The following is a 21,805-nucleotide window of genomic DNA, read 5'->3' as shown; positions in this document are numbered from 1 at the left end:
CACTGTTTGGGTCAACGCGGCTGCAACCGTGTTTTGCCGGCGTCCATGTGCTCAACGGCAACACGCCAATTGAGCAAGGCCCAGGGCGGTTGGACCGTCGGTGCGATCGTCCAGGCCAACCATGGCATTCGCAATGAACTGCGCGTCGACGGTTACCCGGTCGGTCGCTATATGGAACAGGCTGACTCACCGTTCCTCAGGGCATCGCTGCCTTATCCGGGGATGGGCTCGATCGTCGTTTGCCTGGCCACCGATGCGCCGCTGCTGCCGCATCAATGCACGCGCCTCGCACAGCGTGCCAGCCTCGGGCTTGCCCGTACCGGCGGCGGCAACGAAGACCACAGCGGCGACATTTTCATCGCCTTCGCCACCGGCAACCAACACGTGCCACCGGCCGCTTACGAAGGGAAAGGTGCGCCCACCTGCAACAACCTGAGCATGGTCAACAACGACCACATCAGCGAGTTGTTTTTGGCCGCGACTGAAGCGGTGGAGGAAGCGATCATCAACGCCCTGTTGGCGGCTGAAACGACGGAAGGTAACGGCCATACCGTGCCGGGTCTGGACGCGAAAACACTGCTCAAGGCATTGCGTCAGGCCGGTTGGCCGGGGGAAACAGTCGGGATCTGAATACGCTTTAACGAAGACGCCCGATGCAGTGCATCGGGCGGCTATCGCTTATTTTTCCAGGATCAACAGCGGTGTGTCTTTTTTCACGAGGTACGTCGCCAGCTCCGAGGCTTTGCCGTCACCGACGTTCTTCGCGACATGCGCAGTGCCTGCGGGGATGTACAAGGAGTCGCCGGCTTTGAGAGTGATCGGCGCCCGCCCTTCGAGTTGATACTCAAACGTGCCCGAGATGACGTAAGCGACTTCCACGCCAGGATGTGAATGCTTGGGGGAAGTGACGCCCGGGTCGAAATCGACACGCACCTGAATCACCTCACCCTTGGAAATATCGAGGTCCTGGCGCACCAGGTCCGTGCGGTGCAGGCCTGTCTGCCAGCTTTTTGCCGGAGTGGCTTGCGCCGGCGCTTTGGCTTCTTCAGCCGCGAATGCGTTAAGTGATACGGCGGCAGCCAGGGCGATGCCAAGCAGGCCTGCGGTGTGACGGGATTTGATACGGGACATCGCAATTCTCCAATGATTGCCGCGGTTGCGGTGGCTTCATTAAGAGGTCGCGGTGTATCGCGCAAGTGTCGAGAACAGCATGGTTTTGTATGCCCAGGTAACTACCGGCGCCGGGGATACGTTCAGATACAAGCACGTGGGTGCTTCAGTGCGATACGCCCAGTTTGGTCACGATGTCTTCTGGCTTGAGACGTCGTCCGTCTGTTGAAACCAACTGCAGTTTCTGGATCGGCTGACGATCCTGCGCGTCGACCATGACGGATCCCGCTTCGCCGGGTTCGTACAAAAACTCGTTGCCCCACTGCGACAAAGCAATCAGGACGGTTTGCAAGGCCCTGCCCTTTTCAGTCAGGACGTATTACTTGTAGATGCTTCCATCAGCCGCAGGCGCCATCCGCATCACACCTTCTGCCACCAGTCCCTTGAGGCCGGTGCCTCGATTATTTTGAACGGATCGGTGCATGCGGTCATGGGATGGCCGGGTTACAGCGCCTACGCAGCAAGCAAGGGCGCCGTTCGTTCCATGACACGGGTGATGGCCGCAGAATTTGCGCCGTGTGGCATTCGCGTCAACCAGATTACCCCTGGCGCTGCACGCACACCGGTATGGAACCCCCACACGGTGAAAGTAGGAATGGATGCGCTGGAGGAAAAACTGAACACCACGATCCCGCTCGGTCGCATTGGCGAAGCTGAAGAAGTGGCCACCGTCGCCTTGTTCCTCGCCTCCAGCGACTCCTCAAACGTCGTGGGTGCGGAGATTGTCGTCGACGGCGGTGCAACCAGTTCGCCATTGGGCGCACCGGATCACCGAAAAAACTGGCAGGCGTAACGGGTTTGTATCGATGTGTATGTTCGCTGGCGATCTTACACAGCGATACACAACCACCGGATCAGGACACACAGGCACTACATTAAGGTGGAAAAGTGGGGCCTCTCCCGCTCGTCCGTAACGCGGCGACATAAACGGTGAGGCCCCCAACCCTTTAGCAGGAACCCGTCATGATCAATGAAATCGACACCGTGCTGTATACCGGCAAGACCCACACCACCGGCGGCCGCGACGGCGAATCGAAGAGTTCGGATGGACGTCTGGACATCAAGCTTTCCCCGCCTGGCTCTTCAGGGGCTGGGACCAACCCGGAACAGCTGCTGGCTGCTGGCTGGTCGGCCTGTTTCATCGGCGCGATAGGTAAAGCGGCTGCTGCGCTGAAGGTGACCTTGCCAAGCGGCGTCGCCGTTGATGCCGAAGTGGACCTGGGCAAGTCCGACAACGCTTTTTTCCTCCAGGCACGCCTCAATGTCAGCCTTCCTGGTCTCGATCCTGTCGTCGCACGGGCGTTAGTGGATGCCGCGCATCAAACCTGCCCGTACTCCAAAGCGACCCGTGGCAACATCGACGTCACCCTCAATCTGGTTTAAGCCAGGCCCACATTACGGCCTGCCTTCCCAGCAGGCCGTACCGGGTTGTTCGCTATAGCATTTATCCATCCTGCCGCCCTTGACCAAGGACGAAATCGGTCTAAAAAGTCCGGTTTGCGTTTCGCAGGCTTTGCTATTCTAAAACCTGTAGGTGAAGACGCAGACTGATGCGCAAGAGGATAGCGAGGAAGCGTGGGGCGCGCTCCTAAGGGTACACGGTTAGAAAGATCTCCGAGGTGAGGTCCAGCCCTTATGCCGTGTGAAGCAGGACAGCACAAAACTGTTCTGTCAGAAGCCTGATAAACCTTGTAAGCCAGAGACCAGCGCTGGCCACCTACTCGATTTCGAAGCCCGCCCTGTGCGGGCTTTTTCGTTGTGCGCAGAACCGGGAGCCAATACCACTTCCTTCCCATCCGACCGTTCGTCGCCAAGCAGGCCTCTCCCCTATTGACTTCAATGGGCGGCTGCGCGAGTATTATTTCAATCGCATACGATACAAACGTATACGCCATACAATCAAACCCTACTGCACCTTTGAGGATTCATCCCATGAGCAAGATCGAAAAAGTCCTGGCCTCCGGCAAAACCCACACCACCATGAGCAGCACCGGTACCACTTCGCGCGGCCATAACGGCAGCCTCGACATCGTGCTTTCGTCGCCCGGCAGCGACAAGCCCGTTCATGAATTCAAAGGCACCCAGCCACACCCGAAAGCCGAGCAACTGTTTGCCGGTGCCTGGTCGGCCTGCTACATCGCCGCCGTCGGTCTTGCCGCCAAGCAGCGCAACGTTGAGCTTCCCTCCGATTTGTCCGTCGATATCGAAGTCGACCTGGGTCAGACCGGCGACGCTTACTTCCTCCAGGCACGCCTGACGCTGCGCGCTCCAGGTCTGGATCAGGCCGTCGCGACAGAAATCGCCCACGCCGCCGACCAAATCTGTCCGTACTCCAAAGCAACACGCGGCAACATTGACGTGGCCCTGAACGTTCTCACGGCCTGATACAGCGGGAAGCGTTGATAACAATTGGCTTTCTAGAAACACCATATATGTCGTATGCGACTAAAGCGCATACGAATACAAACCTTATTGAAACATTCAGGTAATCATCCATGAGCAAGATCGAAAAAGTACTGGCCACCGGCAAAACCCACACCACCGCCAGCAGCACCGGCAACACCTCGCGCGGTCACAACGGCAGCCTCGACATCGCCCTCTCGTCGCCCGGCAACGCCCAGCCTGCGCACGTGTTCGCCGCCACCCAGCCGCACCCGGCCGCCGAGCAATTGTTCGCCGGCGCATGGTCGGCCTGCTACACCGCCGCTGTCGGGCTGGTGGCCAATGACCTGAACGTGGTGCTGCCGGCGGACATGTCCGTCGACATCGAAGTCGACGTCGGTCAGACCGGTGCGGAATACTTCCTTCAAGCTCGTTTGACCCTGCGCGTGCCCGGCCTGGCGGACGACGTTGCAAAGACATTGGCGCACACCGCCGACCAGATCTGCCCGTACTCGAAGGCAACCCGTGGCAACATCGACGTGGACTTGAACGTCCTCACGGCGTGATGCACCGCACGGCGGGTTCGACGTTGCCCCGCACGTCGACCCGCCGGAAGGCAGAAACGAGGTTCTCGGGCGCGACCGGTCTGATGCAGAATGAGTTCACGCCACTGCAGACCTCGATCGAGCCCCTGCGCACCAACCTGATCACATCAATGAACACTGAGGAGTAAGCGATGACCACGCAAACTGAAACCGCCCTTCTGGCCGGCGGCTGCTTCTGGGGCATGCAGGATCTGCTGAGGAAACAACAAGGCGTGCTGTCGACGCGCGTGGGTTACTCCGGCGGCGACGTGCCCAATGCCACGTACCGCAACCATGGCACCCACGCCGAAGCGATCGAGATCGTATTTGACCCGGCCATCACCAGCTTCCGCCAGATCCTTGAGTTTTTCTTTCAGATTCACGATCCGTCGACCGCCAATCGCCAAGGTAACGACATAGGCCTCAGCTACCGCTCGGCGATTTTCTATCTGAACGAAGAACAGAAGGCAGTGGCCAAGGACACCGTGGCCGATGTGGATGCATCCGGTCTCTGGCCCGGCAAGGCAGTCACCGAAATCGCGCCCGCCGGCCCATTCTGGGAAGCAGAGCCGGAGCATCAGGACTACCTCGAAAGACTGCCCACCGGTTACACCTGCCACTTCATTCGGCCGAACTGGACACTGCCCAAGCGCGCATGACGCGGTAAAGCCAGGGTTCCGGCAGCGGAACCCTGGCAGCGGGCCGTCAGGTATTGGTTTTCAGCTTGGTCCACAACCGTGTGCTCAACCGTGCAATCGCGGCGGGCAGGTCCTCGACGGTGAACAACTTGTCCATCACGTTTTTCGGCGGGTAAATCGCCAGGTCCTGCTTCACCGCCGGATTGACCAGCTCATCCGCTACCAGGTTCGGGTTGGCGTAGTGGATGCTGTTGCTGATGTTGGCGATGACGTCAGGCTTCAACAGATAGTTCATGTAGGCGTAGCCATTTTTCTCGTGGGGCGCACTCTTGGGCATGACTACCATATCGAGCCACAGGGTCGAGCCTTCGTCCGGGATCGAATAGGCGATCTCGATGCCGTTGTTGGCTTCCTTGGCACTGGCGGCCGCTTGCACCACATCACCGTTAAAGCCGATCACTGCACAGACATTGCCATTGGCCAGGTCGCTGACGTACTTGGACGCATGGAAATACTGGACGTAAGGCCGGATCTTGAGCAGCGCCTGCTCGGCTTTCTTGTAATCCGCCGGCTCGTGGCTATGCGGCGGTAATCCGAGGTAGTTGAGAGTGATCGGCAGGATTTGCGTCGGGTTATCGATAATCGCCACGCCACATTCACTCAGCTTTTTGATGTTGTTCTCATCAAAAATCAGGCTCCAGGAATGGGTGACGTCGGTGGTGCCGAAGATCGCCTTGATCTTCTCGACGTTGTAACCAATTCCCGCCGTGCCCCACATGTACGGATAGCCGTACTGGTTGCCCGGGTCATTGACCTCGAGTTTTTTCAGCAGCGCCGGATCGAGGTTTTTCCAGTTGGGCAGTTGGCTTTTGTCGAGTTTCTGAATCGCACCGGCCTTGATCAAGCGCGACAGAAAATGGTTCGAAGGGCTGACCACGTCATAACCGGTATTGCCGGTCATCAGTTTTGATTCCAGGACTTCGTTGCTGTCGTGAATGTCGTAAGTCGCCTTGATCCCGGTTGACTGGGTGAAGTTGCTCAAGGTGTCGTCGGCGATGTAGCCGTTCCAGTTGGAAATATTGACCTCTTCAGCCGCGTAGCTGGCGGCCGAAAACGTCGTGAGCGCAACCATCAGGAAAATAGTAGGGGCCTGCATGTTCAATCACCTTTTTGTTCTTTTGGGGTAACCGGAATCTAGATTTCTGTCCTGGCCCGGATGGCTTCGACGCGCATGCGAAACATCGCGCCGATGTCGAGCAACGGGCGCGGCGGGAGCCAGCCGGGTTGGGCTCTCTCCATCACGGAATCGAGCAACGGCGAGCCAGCACCCGAGGCCAGTTCGGCGAGCAGTCGGCCCCAAAGGGTGCCGCGCGCCACGCCCGAGCCGTTGCAGCCGGCCACGGCAAACACGCCCTCTTCCACCCTGGAAAAAAACGGCTGCCCGGAGCGTGACGCACTCAGGTGTCCGGTCCAGGTGTGCTGGATATCCTGCTCGGTCAGCCACGGGAAACGTCGCTGCAAACCCAGCACATGGTGCTGGCGACGGATAGCCAGTTCATGGCCGGACAAATCCCGCGAACGGTATTCTGCGGTGTTGCGGATCATCACCCGGCGATCGGGTGTCAGGCGCACCGTGGCACCGAGCGGACGGGTGGACAGCACGCCCCAGGGCTCGACACTGCCGATGTTGCGAAACTCTTCGTCACTCAACGGCCGCGTAAGGCTGGCGCTGAGTTCCATGGCAAAGGTGCCACTGTCCTGGATACCCGCGCGCGGCACAAAGGCGTTGAGGCAGATCAGCACCTGCTTCGCCTCAATGCTGCCATCGATGCCGCTGGCCCGCACACGCCCTTTACCCAGACGATCGAGGCCGGTGATGTCGGTGTTTTCGTAGACGGTCACGGTCTCTGGCAGCGCTTCCAGCAAGCCCTTCACATATTTCGCCGGTTGCAGCAACGCGTTGCCCTTGCCGCACCAGATCGCGGCGCGGTAATGCCGGGTGCCGAGTTTCTGCTTCAGCTGCTCGCCTTCGAAAAACTCCGCCGATGCGCCGAGCGCCCGCAGGGTGTGCAGCTTGGCGTCGATGTGGGTGAGCTTGGCGGGATCGCTGACGGCGAAGAAATAGCCCGAGTCCCGGAAATCGCATTCGATGCTGTGCCGGGCAATTACCTTGCGCACTTCCGCACTGGCGGCACGGGAAATCGTGGTGTCCACTTCAAACCCGGCAAACCCGGAGTTGCCGATCAATTCATCGTTGGCGGGGTGTTCGTGGGCCACCACAAATCCGGAATTACGCGCCGAAGCGCCTTGCGCCGCGCGTTGCCTGTCGACCACCACGATGCGCGCCTGAGGGTGCATCTGCGCCAGTGCATGGGCGGCACTGAGGCCGGTAATGCCGGCACCGATGATCAGCCAATCGGCTTTTTGCGCGCCGATCAGACCATCACGCGCCGGGGCACTTCCTGCTTGCGCGATCCAGCCACATTCATTATTCATGCGTCACCTGCCTAGACTGTCGTTCTGCTCGCCGGCACATGCGGTAATTGCATAGGCAATGTCTGATGGCGGCGGCTAGGGCTAGAATCTATTAGGTCTTCGGTGCTACAACCAACGTTATAAACTCATCGAGCCATTCAGAAAACGCATGGATAAGATTCGTCACGTTCCTTCCCTGCAAGCCATGCAGGCCTTGGTGGAAGTTGCTGATTCGGGCAGCTTCACCCAAGCGGCGCATAAGCTCTGCCTGACCCAAAGCGCCGTCAGCCGGCAAATACAGCAGCTGGAAAGCCACTTTGGTGTGCCAATGTTTGTCAGGAGCAGCCGCAGCATTCGCCTGACACCGGAGGGCGAACAGGTGTTGGCCTGCGCACGCACTATTCTCGATCAACTGAAAACCCTTGAGGATCGGCTGTCTCCGCAAAAACGCCCGTTCCGCATCCGCATGCATGTGTCGCTGGCGGTGCGTTGGTTGTTGCCGAAACTGAGCGATTTCTATCGCTGTCACCCGGACATTTCCCTGTCGATCGAAACCGTTGCGACCGAGATTGTCGAGCCGGCCAGCGACAGCGACGCCTACATCCTCTACCTGCCCGAACCGTCCAGCGATTCCGCCTGCCTGACCCTGTTCGAGGAAGCGCTGGTGCCGGTGTGTGCACCCGGCCTGGCCAGCGCAACCCGGCCGCTGGCGTCGGTGGAGGACCTTGTGCGCTTCCCGCTGCTGCACCGTTCGGCTGACCAACAGGCCTGGATCGAATGGCTGGCCGCCAATGACGGCAAGCCGCTGGAGGACTATCGGCACATTCCCTTCAACCTCGACGAGTTGGCGCTTGATGCGGCAGCGCGTGGGCTTGGGGTGGCGGTGACCGATCTGACCCTGGCGCAAGAATCGATTGATCGCGGGGTGCTGGTCGTTCCGTTCGGCAGCCCGTTGAAGACCCGAGGCGCCTATTCGCTATGCCTGCAACCTTCGGCGGCGACTCATCCGGCGTGCGCGCAGGTCATGCAGTGGTTCGCAACTCAGGCTGAATGATGCAGGTATGGATACCTGTGGGAGCCAACCTGCAGGCGATGAGGGTGTGTCAGTCAAAGAATTGGTGACTGTCAGACCGCTATCGCGAGCAGGCTCACTCCCACAGGGTTTTTGTGTTTATTCAGGTTTCTGGCTGTACTACACCGCGCTCTTCCAGCAAGCGCACAAACATGGTCAGGCTCTGGGACACCGTCCCTCTGCGCCACACCAACCAAGTGCGCAAATACCGGAAGGACGGCGACAACGGCCAGACGCTCACCGTGGTGCAGCCCGGCATGCTTTCGAGCATGCTGCGCGGCATCAGCGCCAGGCCGGCTCCGGCGCTGACGCAGGCCAGCATGCCGTGATACGACTCCATTTCGAAGATTTTGCCGGGTACTGCCGAGTCCTTGGCGAACCAGCTTTCGAAGTGGTGGCGGTAGGAGCAATTGGAGCGGAACGCATAGATGTTTTCGCCGTTGACCTCCCGCGCGCGGTGGATCGGGGCATGGTTGAGCGGCGCGATCAGCACCATTTCTTCCTCAAATGCCGGCACGCCTTCCAGTGCCGGATGCAACACCGGTCCGTCGACAAACGCAGCGGCCAGTCGGCCCGACAGCACACCGTCGATCATGGTCCCGGACGGTCCGGTGGACAGGTCCAGCTCGACCTTGGCGTGCTTTTGGTTATACGCGGCCAGCAGCTCGGGGATGCGCACCGCCGCCGTGCTTTCCAGCGACCCTAGCGCAAAGGTGCCCTGGGGTTCCTCACCGGCCACCGTCGCCCGGGCTTCCTGCACCAGATCGAGAATCCGCCGGGCGTAATCGAGAAAACTCCAGCCCGCCGGCGACAGGCGCAGGCGGCTTTTCTCGCGGATAAACAGGTCCACGCCCAAATCTTGCTCCAATTGCTTGATCCGTGTCGTCAGGTTCGACGGCACTCGGTGGATGTGTTGGGCGGCCACGCTGATGCTGCCGTGTTCGGCCACTGCTTTGAAAATTTCCAGCTGAACCAGATCCAAAGTCATTCTCCAAACGTGAACGATATGCTCAGCATTATTCAGTTTCAAGAAAACAAACGCCACCGTAACCTGAGCGTATTCCCACCTAGCAGGACGGTGCCATGACCAACGTTTCCAACCTCACCCACGCCATTTCGATCAACCCCGCCACCGGCGAGCAGATCGGCCACTACCCGTTTGAATCCGATTCGGCGCTGCAGGCTGCACTGTCCCGTGCCGCTGCCGGATTCTGCGTCTGGCGCAGCACAGCGGTTGCGCAACGCTCACAGCTTTTGATCGCTCTGGCGCAAGCGTTACGCGGTAACGCCGCAGCGATGGCGAACATGATTACCCTGGAGATGGGCAAGCCAATCACCCAGGCCCGCGGTGAAATCGAAAAATGTGCCCAGCTCTGCGAGTGGTACGCCGAACACGGCCCGGCCATGCTGACCGCCGAGCCGACCCTGGTTGAAGGTGGCAAAGCACGCATTGAATATCGTCCGCTCGGCCCGATTCTCGCGGTGATGCCGTGGAATTTCCCGATCTGGCAAGTGCTGCGTGGCGCCGTTCCTGCGCTGATCGCCGGCAACACCTACGTGCTCAAACATGCGCCAAACGTGATGGGCAGCGCTTACCTGCTGCTGGAAGCCTTCAAACAAGCCGACTTCCCTGAAGGTGTGTTCGAGGTCATCAACGTCACGCCGGAGGGTGTTTCCACGGCGATCGCCGATCCGCGCATCGCAGCGGTGACCCTCACCGGCAGCGTGCGCGCCGGCATGGCCATCGGCGCGCAGGCCGGTGCTGCGTTGAAGAAATGCGTACTGGAACTGGGCGGTTCGGATCCTTTCATCGTGCTCGACGATGCCGACCTCGACGAAGCCGTCAAAGCCGCCGTGATTGGCCGTTATCAGAACACCGGGCAAGTCTGCGCAGCAGCGAAACGCTTGATCATCGAGCAAGGCATCGCCGAGGAATTCACGCGCAAGTTCGTCGAAGCCACGCGCAAACTGGTGGTCGGCGATCCACTGGCTGCCGACACCTACATCGGCCCGATGGCTCGCTTTGACCTGCGTGATGAACTGGATCAACAGGTGCGCGACACCCTGGAAGAAGGCGCGACGTTGTTGCTGGGTGGCAAAAAGGCTGACGGCCCGGGCAACTTCTACGAGCCTACGGTCTTCAAGGATGTCACCGACCAGATGACCTCGTTCAAGCAGGAACTGTTCGGCCCGGTGGCCTCGATCATCACCGCGCGCGATGCCGCCCATGCGCTGGAACTGGCCAACGACAGCGAATTCGGCCTCGCCGCAACGATCTACACCGGCAACGTGGAACGTGCCCAGCAGATGGCCGGCGAACTGGAAACCGGCGGCGTGTTCATCAATGGCTACTGCGCCAGCGATCCGCGCGTCACCTTCGGCGGCGTGAAGAAAAGCGGATTTGGCCGCGAGCTGTCGCACTTCGGCGTGCGCGAGTTCTGCAATGCGCAGACGGTGTGGCTGGATCGCCGCTGATCGTCTCCAGCGATAACTTGCGCCTAACCGACGATATCGATCAATTGCTCGCGCTGCGCACCGGTCAGCATCGGCCCGAAACCGGCGCCGGCGTTGTCCGCCATGTAGCGCGGGTTGCCGGTGCCGGGAATCACGCAGGTCACCGCTGAATGCGACAGCAAGAACTTCAGCGTCATCTGCGCCCAGCTGTTGACCCTCACGTCCGCCGCCCAGCGCGGCAAGGGTTTGTCCTTCAATCGGGTAAGCAGGTTGCCGCCGCCAAACGGCCGATTGCAGATCACCGCCACGCCGCGCTCGCGACATAGAGGCAGGATGCGTTTCTCGACGCCACGGTCATCCAGCGCATAGTTGATCTGCAAGAAATCCAACGGTTCAGCCTTGAGCACCGCTTCCACCTCGTCATAGGCCGAGGCCGTGTAATGGGTGATGCCGATGTAGCGGATGCGCCCTTCTTCCTTCCATTTGCGCAAGGTCGGCAGATGGGTTTGCCAGTCCAGAAGGTTGTGGATCTGCATCAGATCGATGCGATCGGTTTGCAGCAGTTTGAAGGACTGCTCCATCTGCGCGATGCCTTCTTCGCGGCCACGGGTCCAGACCTTGGTGGCCAGGAAGGCCGGCGAACGCGGCTCATAAATCGACAGTAACTCACCGGTCGTCTGTTCGGCCCGCCCGTACATCGGCGAGCTGTCGATCACCGTTGCGCCTTTCTCGAACAACGCACGCAGAACGGCGGGCAACTGCTTGTAGGCGGGGCTCGACGGCTCGACATCAAACCCGCGATAGGTACCCAACCCGACAATGGGCAATGGCTCGGAGCTGGAAGGAATGGCGCGGGTCAGCATGTTCTTGCCTCCTGTGTCCTTCGACGGCGTGGTTGCAGCAAAGGCTGGGCCGAAGGTGAAAACCGCCGAAGCACCGGCAGCCAGCGTGAGTATTTGGCGACGCGTGTATCCATCAGTGTGGCTCATGGAATGGCCCTTCCACCTTTTTGCTGTCAGCCCGTTGTTCCTGGCGCCTGGCGAGCCACAGGCATAACCAGCCCCACAGCCCGGCAAACGGCACGATCACCAGCGCCACCAGACCAAAACCGGCGCCCAGTGCCGTCAAGCCGACCGACAACCAGCCACTGGCGGCGTCTCCACCGCGGTACACCAGGGTTTCGATCACATTCTTGGCCTTGTACTTTTCCTCGCGGCTGACCACGGTCCACAACACCTCCCGTGCCGGCCGCACGATGGCGAACTCGACCGCACGACGCAGCCCCTGCGCCAGGGCGACGGTGGCGGGCACGGGCGCCAGGGCCATGGCGGTAAACGCCACGATGGTCGCCAGCGGCAATGCCACCAGCGCCCCGCCGACACCGACCAAACGAATCAACGGTGCTGTCAGCAGCAGTTGAAAGATCAAGGTCAGCGCCGACACGATCAAATCGACCACGGCGAAGAATTGCGTCCGGCTGGCCACATCAGCATAGCTACCCGCCACAATCCGTCCCTGCTCGAAATACAACAAGGTCGCGGCGCTGGTGTGCAGCAGCATGAACAACACCAGCCCCAGCAGATAAGGCGAACGCACAATCAACGTGATCCCGGCCAGAATGCTGCCGCCCATGCGTCGATCATCCAGCAAGCGGCTGCCGGACTGCGATCGGGTCCGAGAGAGCAGCGCCCGATAGCAGCGCACCGCGACTTCCAGCAGTAGCGCCGCCGCGACGGTCAACGCCACCGGGCCCAGGCGCGCGGCCATGGTTGCCGCGAGCAACGGCCCGATGAACGTGCCCAGGGTGCCACCCGCCGCGATGAACCCGAACAGCCGCCGTCCTTGTTCGCTGGAAAACCGGTCGACCAGCACGCTCCAGAAAATGCTGACGATGAACAGGTTGTAAATGCTGATCCAGACAAAAAACACCCGCCCGACGGCGACCGGCGCGATGTGATTGGCGATCAACACACCAAACACCAGCATCGACGCGGCGATCACGCGATAGATCAACGGCACGAAACGCGTGGCCGGCAGCCGCGACGCCAGCGCACCAAACACCGGGACCATCAACAGCATCACCACGAAGGTCGCCGTGAACAGCCACTGTAATTTGTCGGCACCGCCCTCAAGGCCCAAGGCATCGCGCAGCGGTCGCACCAGGTAATAACTGGCCAACACGCAGAAATGGAACGCAAACCCCAGTATCAGGGCGGTTCTTTCGCCGGGCTGGACGTCGAGCCACTTTGCAGCGATGGGCATGGGCGCCCTCCTCTGTAGCGGGGCCCGGTGTGCCCCGCTACCGATGAACTAAACTCTGGCTCCGATCCAGTGGATTGGGTTCCTGAGCCCAGAGCCGTCAATGTCGCCCACTAAAGTTAGCCGAATGCCACGAACCCTGGTGTTAATCGTCGTCATCCTGGCCGCGTTGTACCTGGCGCTCTGTGCGGCGCTGTTCGTGTTTCAGCGCGCGTTGATCTACTTCCCGCAGCCCAGTGCCATCGAGACACCCGAAACGCTGCTCAAGCTGACGGTAGACGACGCGGACGTGCGGGTGTCGGTCAGGCCCCACGACGGGCCGAAGGCGTTGATTTATTTCGGCGGCAATGCCGAAGATGTCTCTCGCAACCTGCCCGGGTTCGCCCAGGCTTTCCCGGACCATGCGATCTATTTGCTGCACTATCGAGGTTTCGGGGGAAGCTCCGGCTCGCCTTCGGAGGAGTCGATTCAGCGCGATGCCATGACCTTGTTTGACAAGGTCTACGACGCTCATCCGCACATCGCCGTGGTCGGGCGCAGCCTCGGTTCGGGGGTCGCTGTGCGCCTCGCCAGCCAGCGCCCGGCCTCGAGCCTGATCCTGATTACGCCTTACAACAGCCTGGAAGATCTCGCCGTGCGCCAGTTCCCGTGGTTCCCGGTGAAGTGGCTGCTACAGGAGCGCTTTGAATCCTGGAAGTACGCGACGCACATCACGATACCCACGCTGCTGATCGCAGCAGAGCACGACGAAGTCATACCGCGCTCAAGCACGGAACAGCTCTACTCGCATTTTGCCAAGGGCGTGGCCACGCTGCGGGTCATACCGGGCGTGGGCCATAATTCCATTTCCGAGAGCCCCGAATACCTGAAATTACTCGGCGATGAGCTGTGAACCTCGTATCTGCGCAGGCGGAACACCATGATCGTCAGACCCAAACCGACTTTTCTCAACGTAGCGAGTGCGATAGCGCTGGGAGAAACACAGCTGCCTCCGGCACTCGAACCGGTGGATTTCGTGTTGGGGTGAAGCAACGACTCAGACCTGATAGAAGTCGCGATACCACTGCACAAATTGCCTCACGCCTGCATCAACCTCCGTGTGGGGCGAGAAACCGACCCAGTCTGCCAGCGCCGACACATCGGCCCATGTCTTGATGACATCGCCCTGTTGCATCGGCAAATAATTGCGCTGCACTGTTATGCCCAACACCGTTTCCAGGCATTCGACAAAATCGAGCAACGCGACCGGTTTTCCACGCCCGATGTTGAAAATACGGTTGACGCCAATAGCCTCGTTGTCCGGGACCGGCGGCTTCGGAAGCAACCGGGCGATGCTTTCGACAATGTCGTCGACATAGGTGAAGTCACGCGCCATCTGGCCATGGTTGAAGATATCAATCGGCCGGCCCTTGAGCATCGCTTCGGTGAACGTGAACAGCGCCATGTCAGGACGCCCCCAAGGACCGTACACAGTAAAAAAACGCAGGCCGCTGGCGCGAATCCCATAGAGATGGCAGTAGCTGTAGGCAAGTAATTCATTGGCGCGCTTGCTGGCGGCATAAAGCGAAACCGGTTGATCCACCGGGTCGTCGACGCTGAACGGGAGTTTGCTGTTGGCGCCATACACCGAACTGCTCGACGCATAGATCAGGTGCGCAGGCCGATAGTGTCGGCACGCTTCGAGCACGTTCAGGAATCCCACCAGATTCGATTGCGCATACACATCCGGGTTGTCCAGCGAATAACGAACCCCCGCTTGCGCCGCCAGATGCACGACCTCGGTGAACCCACTGTCTTTGAATAACGCCATCAAAGCCGGTTTATCGACAATATCCATCGCCTGAAAACGGAAACCGTGCAATTCGCTCAGTTGCTTGAGCCGAGCGTGTTTCAATTCCACGCTGTAATAATCGTTGAGGTTGTCGATACCAACAACTTCTCGCCCTTCCAGGCACAATCGTTTGACCGTGTGATACCCGATGAAACCTGCCGCGCCAGTCACGAGAATAGTCATAATGCCGCCCCCTTGCACAACTACAGGTAGTTAGTTATAGCGTTGCAATTACAATGGATCCAGATTTCATAACAGGCCCCATTATTGGGGTATCATCCCGGACTGCCCTGCCCCTCTGACGACTATTAATAGCTAAAAAAGTTTAATCCGCCCGGCGGAAATTAAATTGGCTTTAAAAACAATTGGTTGCGCAATAGCGGCCGCACTATTGGATGGAAGGCATGTTTTTTGACAAGGAACGTTTGACAGTTTATCGAGAGTGGTCAATAAATACACGGCGTGATGAAACAGGATACGCGTGCAGTTTGTTCGTTTATCGCTGATCATCAGACAACTTCTGAAGTCTTTGTTTTTTGCGGCCCCTTCGTATGGACCGTGCGGTAGCTTTGTCTTCAGATTACGATTCAAGCTATATATCCGACAGGCTGTCAGATATAGCGCATAGTCATTACCCCAGTGTTACGCCCATGTAACACACCCTGACTCATTATTGACACACACCCCCGCACTACACACAAAAAAAATAACGCTGCCTGACCTAACTACTTCTCGGGTCTTAATAGAGCCACTGCCTGCCTAAACTTTCGATCTTTACGGAGTTTACCAGCATGCTAGCAATCCGTTCCGAACGCTCTAACTGGTACCTTCTGCAATGCAAGCCTCACCAGGATGAACGTGCCCATCTCAACCTGCTTCAACAAAACTATGTCGTCTTTCACCCCCAACTGTTGAGTGAACGCGTGATTCGCGGCAAACAACAGCAGGTGCGGGAATCCCTCTTTCCTGGGTATCTGTTTATCCATCTTGGCGGTAATGACAACTGGGCGCCCATACGCTCTACTCGGGGCGTCAGTCGTTTCGTCGAATTCAATCATGGTCCTGCGACGGTGGCCGAGAACGTCATCGAGCATCTGCGTGCGCGCTGTTTCGATTCAACGATATCCCACGATGACCCACCCCTTACGCCCGGCGACCACCTGCAAATAATCCGCGGCCCACTGTCGACACTCGAGAGGGTTTTCATCACCTCCCACGGGACTGAGCGCGTCATGATCCTGCTGCAGTTTCTAAATCGGGACCAGGCGATCTGCATGCCGTTAATTGATCTCGAACGTCAGCACCCCTCGCTTCAACCCAATATCTGACTGATAGCTTATTCCAGGAGCCATGACATGGCCTTGAATTCACGCTGCCCTTTTGCACTGATCATGGCCTCCCTCTACCCTGGATTGGCCTGGAGTATTGATCCGGCACCTATTGATGTTTACGGGTTCGATTTCACTCCCACCTTTCTGTTTTCAGAAAGCTATGACGATAACTTTCGAGAATTGGAGAACAACAAACAGTCCTCGATGATCACGAAGCTGGCGCCCTCCTTCGAACTCAAGGCCGAAGATCGCAACAGCGCCACCCGACTGACCTGGCAACCCACCCGTTACATTTACCACGACGAGTCGGATGCCTCGAACACCGCACAACGGGTGCGGGCGGACAGCATCATGGAGTTCACCGACCGGCACCGTCTGAAGCTCGACGCCGAGTATCGAAAATACGAGCGCACGGAATCGACGGCGGTCGAAGGCGTCAATGACAAGATCAACAACAAACGGGTGGGTGGCCTTTACACCTATGGCGCCAAGAGCGCTGACAACCAGATCGATTTCGGCGCGAGTTACGCGGAACTTCGCTACGACAACGCCGACGGCGTCAATGACGACAAAGAGCGCAATACCACCGCCCTGACCAGTACCTGGTATCACCGCATCGGTAGCAATACCCGTGGCCTGCTCGAGTACGACCACACCAATTTTGACTATCTGGAACCCAACAGCCCGCGCAGCAGCAAATCCAACGCGGTACTTGCCGGTGCCGTCTGGGACATTACCGCAAAGACCACCGGTAAAGTCCGTGTCGGTTATGAGAAAAAGGACTTCGACAGCAGCGAATCCAAAGACCTCGACAACCCCACGTGGCAAGTGGACTTGCAATGGAAGCCCCGCACTTATTCAACGTTTACCTTTGTGGCCCGCCAGGCCCTCGCCGAGGGGGACGATGGTGCCGATGCCGTCAAGTCCACCTTCACCCAGGTCGGTTGGCGCCATGGCTGGACCGAACGGATCACCACGGTGGCGCAAGCCGGGTACGGTCGTTATGTCTACGAAGGCCAAAGCCGCACGGACAACTTACAGGACTACAACCTGGCCGTGGTGTACGCGATGCGTCGGTGGCTGGATATCGAACTTGGCTATCGGTTCCGCGATAACGACTCCGATGCCGACAACGAAAGTTTTACCCGCAACGTGGTTCAGATCAGTTTTAACGTAAGCCTCTAAGAGGGTTTCGACATGAACTCACATACGCTTGGCTTGTTGTTCGCACTGGCGGTTGTACCCAATACGTATGCAGCAGACCCCGGCACTCAATACAAACTGGCCGCTGGCGATGTCTTGCGCATCATCGTGTTCGGCGAGCCGGAGCTGAGCATTAAAAAAATCCGCCTCAGCGATGCCGGCACATTTTCGTATCCGTTCCTGGGTGAGATTTCCGCCAAGGGACTCACACCCGGCCAGGTCGAAAAGATCATCGTCAACGGGCTTAAACAAGGCTATCTGAACGACCCGAAAGTCAGCTTGAGCCAGATCGAATACCGCTCGTTCTATATCAACGGCGAAGTGAAAAAACCCGGCAGCTATCCCTTCATACCCGGATTGACCCTGGAAAAAGCCATCGCTCTGGGTGGTGGACTGACCGAGCGAGCCTCCATCAAACGCGTGACCATCTTGCGCGGTGATGACGGCCCGACTCTCACCGATGAGGTCACGCGAAACACCACGATTGCCCCCGGCGACACCATTTCCATTGCACAAGGCTTTTTCTAATCATGGACAACAGCCCTAGCACCTACGTCGAACGTCCTCTTCAAACGCATCTGCATCAGCAGTACAGCGAAGACAAGGACACCATTGATCTTCTCAAACTCTGGAGGGTGATCTGGCGCGCCAAATGGAGCATCGGCTGGCTGGTCCTGCTGAGCGGTTTGCTGGCGGCCGTTGTGGTCTCGAACATCACGCCGCAATACGTCGGCAGCACCACCTTGCTGTTCAACGATAAAACACCGCCGCTGATGTCCTTCCAGCAAGTCAAGGACTCAGGCAGCAACGCCACTGATTACTTGCAGACACAACAAGCGCTCCTGCAGTCGCGGGACCTTGCCGAACGAGCGGTGAAAAAACTCGAACTGACGACCAACCCGGTCACCGACCCGCGCCAGCAACCGAAGCCATGGTTCACGCCGCGCCAATGGCTGGCCGACCTTGACCTTGATAAATGGATCCCGGGACTGGGCCTGTTGATGCCGGTGAAAGATACGCCAAGCGAAGAAGATGTCTTCAATCAGGTCACGCAGAACCTCATGCTGCACACCAGCGTCAAGTTCGTCGGCAAGAGCCAATTGCTCGAAATCGAGGTCGAACTGCCAGACCCTGTTCTGGCGGCTGGGGCGGCCAACGCGCTGGCTCATGGCTTTACCGACAGCCAGCTCGACACCAGCGAAAAGTCCTCGCAGACCACCACCGCGTGGATGAACACACGACTGGTCAAGCTGCGCGACAACCTGCGTATTGCCGAGAAAAAGCTTCAAGGCTATCGGGAGGAGCAAGGCCTGGTGGACGTTGGCGGGGTTGCCACCATCAGCGCCAACGAACTGGAAATGACCGGCAATCGCATGGTCGACGCCCGTCGCAACCGCGCCGAAGCCGAGAGTGAATACCGGCAGGCGAAAGCCCTGAGTAACGGCGACCTGAGCCGACTCTCTAGCGTACCGGCGGTTTTGAGTAACCCGCTGGTCCAGCAATTCCAGGCGGATCGGGCCAAGGCGCAAGCCAAGGTCGATGAACTGTCCGGACGCTATGGTCCGAAACACCCCAGCCTGATTTCCGCACAGTCGGAATTGCGCGCCGCCACCACCAGCCTGCAATTGCAGGTGCAGCAGGTCGTCGCCGGGATCGAACGGCAATACCAGCTGGCCTCGGCCAGTGAAGCTTCGCTGCGCCAATCCTTCAACAGCAACAAGGCTCAGATCCAGGACATCGCCCGCAAGGAATTCCAGTTGCGCGAGTTCCAACGTGAAGTCGACAGCACCCGCGCACTGTATGAAACCTTCGTCACCCGCTTGAAGGAAACCGCGGCCACCGCCGACATGGACTCCACCAAAGTGCGCATTGTCGACCCGGCTATTGTGCCTGTGGAAGCGAGCAAGCCCCGTAAAACATTGATTGTGGGGATCGTCGGGTTAGTGGCAGCGGTGATCGGTGTCGCGTTGGCGCTGCTCTTCGACAGCCTGAGCAACACCTTTAAAACCGACGAGACGATTGAAAGCACGCTTAACATTCCTCTGCTCAGCGTGGTGCCGTTGGTGATGAAGAAAAGTCGTCGGCAACTGGCGCGCTTGTTCGAAGACAACGACAACCCGCGCTTTTCCGAGACCATTCGCAACCTGCGCACCTGGCTGATGTTGCAGAGCAGTGATATGCCGTCGCAGGTGGTACTCGTGACATCGACCGTCGCCGGTGAGGGTAAAAGCACCATTGCCACCAACCTGGCCAGTTCCCTCACTTCGCTGGAGCGAGTGTTGCTGATCGATGCTGACATGCGCCAGCCAACCCTTTCGCTGAACTTCGATTTTCCGCCTGACAGCCCGGGGCTGGCCAATGTCATTGCGGGCACCGCCAGGCTTGAAGACTGCATCGTTTCGGTGGGCAATCTGGACATGCTCCCGGCCGGCATGGTCATGCCCCCTTCGCGGGATCTGTTCAGCGCGCCGCGCCTGCCTTCCCCCGCCGAATCGCTTAACCCGTCACGCCAGCCTCCGCCGCAGGATCTGCTCAGCTCGCCGCGCATGGCGCGCATGCTTGAGGCGCTGAAGTCGCGTTACCGCCACATCATTATCGACTCACCGCCTGCGGAAATGATCAGCGATGCACTGTTGCTGGCCCAGCATTCGGATGCGGTGATCTATGTGGTCAAGGCCGACAGCACGCCGATCAGTCAGGTGCAGAGGGGCATTGCCATGTTGCAGCAGAGCCATGTGTCGGTATTTGGCACCGTGCTCAACCAGGTAGACCTGCGCAAGGCGCGCAAGTACGGCTACCACCATTCCAAGACGTTTTATAACTACGACTTCGCCCCCCGGTAACTGCCGACGTTCGAGCCTGTCGCTACCCCTCTTTCTGCCACCACAACACGTTGCTTCACCTCTGCCGAGCTACGGAAAAGCCTGCGGGAGCCACGCCGTGCGCGTCCATCAGCGCTGATGCATTAATTGTGCCTTGAGGTTAAGCCCATGACACCGCTCTATACCGCTCACATGACACACCGCCGAGGCCTGACGTTCTGGGGCCAGTGGGTGTGTGCGTTGACGCTGGCGACCTCGTTGCTGATGCTACTTGTGTATTGGCGCGTCGGCAGCCTGACCAGCGAATACCGCATCCTGTTGATTCTGACCGTGCTCGGCTCGGTGCCGATCTACAGCGTGATGCAGGTTTACCACAAGCGTCATGGCCTGGTGGTCGGGCTCGGCCGCTTACTGGCCGGCTGGTTGATCCTGCTAGCCGTTCTGGCGGCTATTGCCTTCATTACCCAGACCAGCGCGATTTACTCGCGCCAGGTCATCGTGGTCTGGGCGGTGCTGGGTTTCCTCGTCCAGGCGATGAGTTTTCTGCCACTGCATTACTTCGCCCGACTGCACTCGCGGATGGTCTGCAACGAGCGTCGTTCAGTGATCATCGGAACCTGCCCGACCGCCCATGAGCTGGCGAAAAAACTCTCCAGACCGAACCGCGCGCTGGCACTGGGGTTCATCGCCGCAGCCGATGACAGCGGCCCGGCCCCCAGCATTCTGCCGCTGCTCGGCCACGTTGACGCCATCCGCGAAATCATCACGCGCCTGGAGGTACGCCGCGTCTACATTGTCCTGACGATGGCGCATGCCGCCACCATCGAAGCGCTGTACATCGACCTGCTGGACATGAATGTCGATGTGGTGTGGATCCCGGATTTCGGCAGCATGGTATTGCTCAACCATTCGATCTCGGAAATCGAGCGAATGCCTGCGATTTACCTCAACGAGAGCCTGATCAGCTCGCACCCCGCCAGCCTGTTCTGCAAGGACCTGTTCGAACGCAGCCTGGCCGCCCTGGCCATTATTGTGCTCAGCCCGTTGCTGTTGGTGGTGGCGGCTACCGTCAAGCTGACCTCCGCAGGCCCTGTGCTGTTCAAGCAGAATCGTCACGGTTGCAACGGTGAAGTGATCAAGGTCTGGAAGTTTCGCTCGATGCGCGTCCATGACGATCTCGACGTGCATCAAGCCACCCGTGACGATGAACGCGTCACACCGTTCGGCCGCTTTCTGCGCCGCAGTTCCATCGACGAACTGCCACAACTGTTCAACGTATTACTCGGCCAGATGGCCCTGGTCGGGCCTCGCCCGCATGCCGTCACCCACAACGTTTACTACACCGGCAAGGTGCGCGCCTACATGGCCCGGCATCGCCTCAAGCCGGGCATCACCGGGTTGGCCCAGGTCACCGGGCATCGCGGGGAAACCGAGACGGTGGAAAAGATGCAGCTACGCGTCGCCCAGGACCTCAACTACATCAACCAATGGTCGCTCTGGCTCGACATCAAGATCCTCATCAAGACCCCCTTCACGTTGTTCTCGAAAAACATCTACTGACCCCTGCCCCATCGTTGATCACTG

The 21,805-nt window shown here is 59.0% G+C and carries 21 protein-coding genes and 1 pseudogene; 14 read left to right on the top strand and 8 right to left on the bottom strand.

Going from position 1 to position 21,805, the window contains the following annotated elements; all coding sequences use genetic code 11:
* Positions 1-54: 54 nt before the first annotated feature.
* A pseudogene (locus ACA051_RS13135) lies at positions 55-630 on the top strand (P1 family peptidase); the annotation flags it as partial.
* A gap of 48 nt (positions 631-678) precedes the next feature.
* Here ACA051_RS13135 and ACA051_RS13130 read toward each other — a convergent pair.
* On the bottom strand, positions 679-1,131 hold the full coding sequence (locus ACA051_RS13130; RefSeq protein WP_497310186.1) for a cupin domain-containing protein: 453 nt from the start codon (positions 1,129-1,131) through the stop codon (positions 679-681).
* Between the two features lie 145 nt (positions 1,132-1,276).
* Positions 1,277-1,462 carry a hypothetical protein gene (locus ACA051_RS13125; protein WP_497375126.1) on the bottom strand — a complete coding sequence of 62 codons (186 nt, stop codon included), beginning with the start codon at positions 1,460-1,462 and terminating at the stop codon, positions 1,277-1,279.
* 138 nt (positions 1,463-1,600) lie between these two features.
* Here ACA051_RS13125 and ACA051_RS13120 point away from each other — a divergent pair, with 138 nt between their 5' ends.
* The 5 genes from ACA051_RS13120 (at position 1,601) to msrA (ending at position 4,795) form a co-directional block, all read left to right on the top strand.
* The gene (locus tag ACA051_RS13120) at positions 1,601-1,963 is read left to right on the top strand and encodes an SDR family oxidoreductase (protein ID WP_497375124.1); all 363 of its coding nucleotides are present in this window, start codon (positions 1,601-1,603) and stop codon (positions 1,961-1,963) included.
* A gap of 170 nt (positions 1,964-2,133) precedes the next feature.
* A complete protein-coding gene (locus ACA051_RS13115) occupies positions 2,134-2,553 on the top strand; it encodes an organic hydroperoxide resistance protein (RefSeq protein WP_497294106.1) in 420 nt (139 codons plus the stop codon).
* Between the two features lie 549 nt (positions 2,554-3,102).
* A complete protein-coding gene (locus ACA051_RS13110) occupies positions 3,103-3,555 on the top strand; it encodes an Ohr family peroxiredoxin (RefSeq protein ID WP_497310184.1) in 453 nt (150 codons plus the stop codon).
* 110 nt (positions 3,556-3,665) lie between these two features.
* Positions 3,666-4,118, top strand: a complete 453-nt coding sequence (locus ACA051_RS13105; protein WP_497310183.1) for an Ohr family peroxiredoxin — start codon at positions 3,666-3,668, stop codon at positions 4,116-4,118.
* Positions 4,119-4,288: 170 nt separating this feature from the next.
* Positions 4,289-4,795, top strand: coding sequence for a peptide-methionine (S)-S-oxide reductase MsrA (gene msrA, locus ACA051_RS13100; RefSeq protein WP_497375122.1), 507 nt, complete (start codon positions 4,289-4,291; stop codon positions 4,793-4,795).
* A 46-nt stretch (positions 4,796-4,841) separates the two neighbouring features.
* Here msrA and ACA051_RS13095 read toward each other — a convergent pair whose 3' ends face one another.
* A complete protein-coding gene (locus ACA051_RS13095; RefSeq protein ID WP_497375120.1) occupies positions 4,842-5,930 on the bottom strand; it encodes a polyamine ABC transporter substrate-binding protein in 1,089 nt (362 codons plus the stop codon).
* A gap of 38 nt (positions 5,931-5,968) precedes the next feature.
* Entirely contained in the window at positions 5,969-7,270 is a 1,302-nt protein-coding gene (locus ACA051_RS13090) for an NAD(P)/FAD-dependent oxidoreductase (protein WP_497375118.1), read from the bottom strand.
* 148 nt (positions 7,271-7,418) lie between these two features.
* On the opposite strand from ACA051_RS13090, the gene ACA051_RS13085 reads away from it, so the two are divergent.
* Positions 7,419-8,303: a LysR substrate-binding domain-containing protein gene (locus ACA051_RS13085; RefSeq protein WP_497375116.1), complete on the top strand. Its 885-nt coding sequence runs from the start codon at positions 7,419-7,421 to the stop codon at positions 8,301-8,303.
* Between the two features lie 121 nt (positions 8,304-8,424).
* Here the strand turns inward: ACA051_RS13085 and ptrR are convergent, their stop codons facing one another.
* Positions 8,425-9,303 (bottom strand): putrescine utilization regulator PtrR, encoded by an 879-nt coding sequence (ptrR, locus tag ACA051_RS13080; protein WP_497375548.1) that lies wholly within the window; start codon positions 9,301-9,303, stop codon positions 8,425-8,427.
* Positions 9,304-9,404: 101 nt separating this feature from the next.
* On the opposite strand from ptrR, the gene ACA051_RS13075 reads away from it, so the two are divergent.
* Entirely contained in the window at positions 9,405-10,796 is a 1,392-nt protein-coding gene (locus ACA051_RS13075; protein ID WP_497375114.1) for an aldehyde dehydrogenase family protein, read from the top strand.
* Between the two features lie 23 nt (positions 10,797-10,819).
* Here the strand turns inward: ACA051_RS13075 and ACA051_RS13070 are convergent, their stop codons facing one another.
* Complete coding sequence (locus tag ACA051_RS13070) at positions 10,820-11,764, bottom strand: aldo/keto reductase (protein ID WP_497310177.1); 945 nt, start codon at positions 11,762-11,764, stop codon at positions 10,820-10,822.
* Positions 11,751-13,037 (bottom strand): NTP/NDP exchange transporter, encoded by a 1,287-nt coding sequence (locus ACA051_RS13065; RefSeq protein WP_497375112.1) that lies wholly within the window; start codon positions 13,035-13,037, stop codon positions 11,751-11,753. Before ACA051_RS13065 ends, ACA051_RS13070 begins: the two co-directional genes overlap by 14 nt.
* A 100-nt stretch (positions 13,038-13,137) precedes the next feature.
* Here ACA051_RS13065 and ACA051_RS13060 point away from each other — a divergent pair, with 100 nt between their 5' ends.
* Positions 13,138-13,926 carry an alpha/beta hydrolase gene (locus tag ACA051_RS13060; RefSeq protein ID WP_497310175.1) on the top strand — a complete coding sequence of 263 codons (789 nt, stop codon included), beginning with the start codon at positions 13,138-13,140 and terminating at the stop codon, positions 13,924-13,926.
* A gap of 144 nt (positions 13,927-14,070) precedes the next feature.
* Here the strand turns inward: ACA051_RS13060 and ACA051_RS13055 are convergent, their stop codons facing one another.
* Positions 14,071-15,048 (bottom strand): NAD-dependent epimerase, encoded by a 978-nt coding sequence (locus tag ACA051_RS13055; RefSeq protein ID WP_497375110.1) that lies wholly within the window; start codon positions 15,046-15,048, stop codon positions 14,071-14,073.
* A gap of 608 nt (positions 15,049-15,656) precedes the next feature.
* Between ACA051_RS13055 and rfaH the strand changes: the two genes are divergently transcribed.
* The 5 genes from rfaH (at position 15,657) to ACA051_RS13030 (ending at position 21,781) form a co-directional block, all read left to right on the top strand.
* Positions 15,657-16,193, top strand: coding sequence for a transcription/translation regulatory transformer protein RfaH (rfaH, locus tag ACA051_RS13050; RefSeq protein ID WP_497375108.1), 537 nt, complete (start codon positions 15,657-15,659; stop codon positions 16,191-16,193).
* A 27-nt stretch (positions 16,194-16,220) separates the two neighbouring features.
* Positions 16,221-17,381, top strand: a complete 1,161-nt coding sequence (locus ACA051_RS13045; protein ID WP_497310172.1) for an outer membrane beta-barrel protein — start codon at positions 16,221-16,223, stop codon at positions 17,379-17,381.
* Positions 17,382-17,393: 12 nt separating this feature from the next.
* Positions 17,394-17,927 carry a polysaccharide biosynthesis/export family protein gene (locus tag ACA051_RS13040; protein WP_403101796.1) on the top strand — a complete coding sequence of 178 codons (534 nt, stop codon included), beginning with the start codon at positions 17,394-17,396 and terminating at the stop codon, positions 17,925-17,927.
* A 2-nt stretch (positions 17,928-17,929) separates the two neighbouring features.
* Positions 17,930-20,242: a GumC family protein gene (locus ACA051_RS13035; RefSeq protein WP_497375106.1), complete on the top strand. Its 2,313-nt coding sequence runs from the start codon at positions 17,930-17,932 to the stop codon at positions 20,240-20,242.
* 147 nt (positions 20,243-20,389) lie between these two features.
* Positions 20,390-21,781: an undecaprenyl-phosphate glucose phosphotransferase gene (locus ACA051_RS13030; protein ID WP_497310170.1), complete on the top strand. Its 1,392-nt coding sequence runs from the start codon at positions 20,390-20,392 to the stop codon at positions 21,779-21,781.
* The last annotated feature ends 24 nt before the right edge of the window (positions 21,782-21,805 follow it).

This window comes from Pseudomonas sp. LBUM1669 (assembly GCF_059695705.1).
This window is presented reverse-complemented; position numbering and strand designations above follow the sequence as displayed.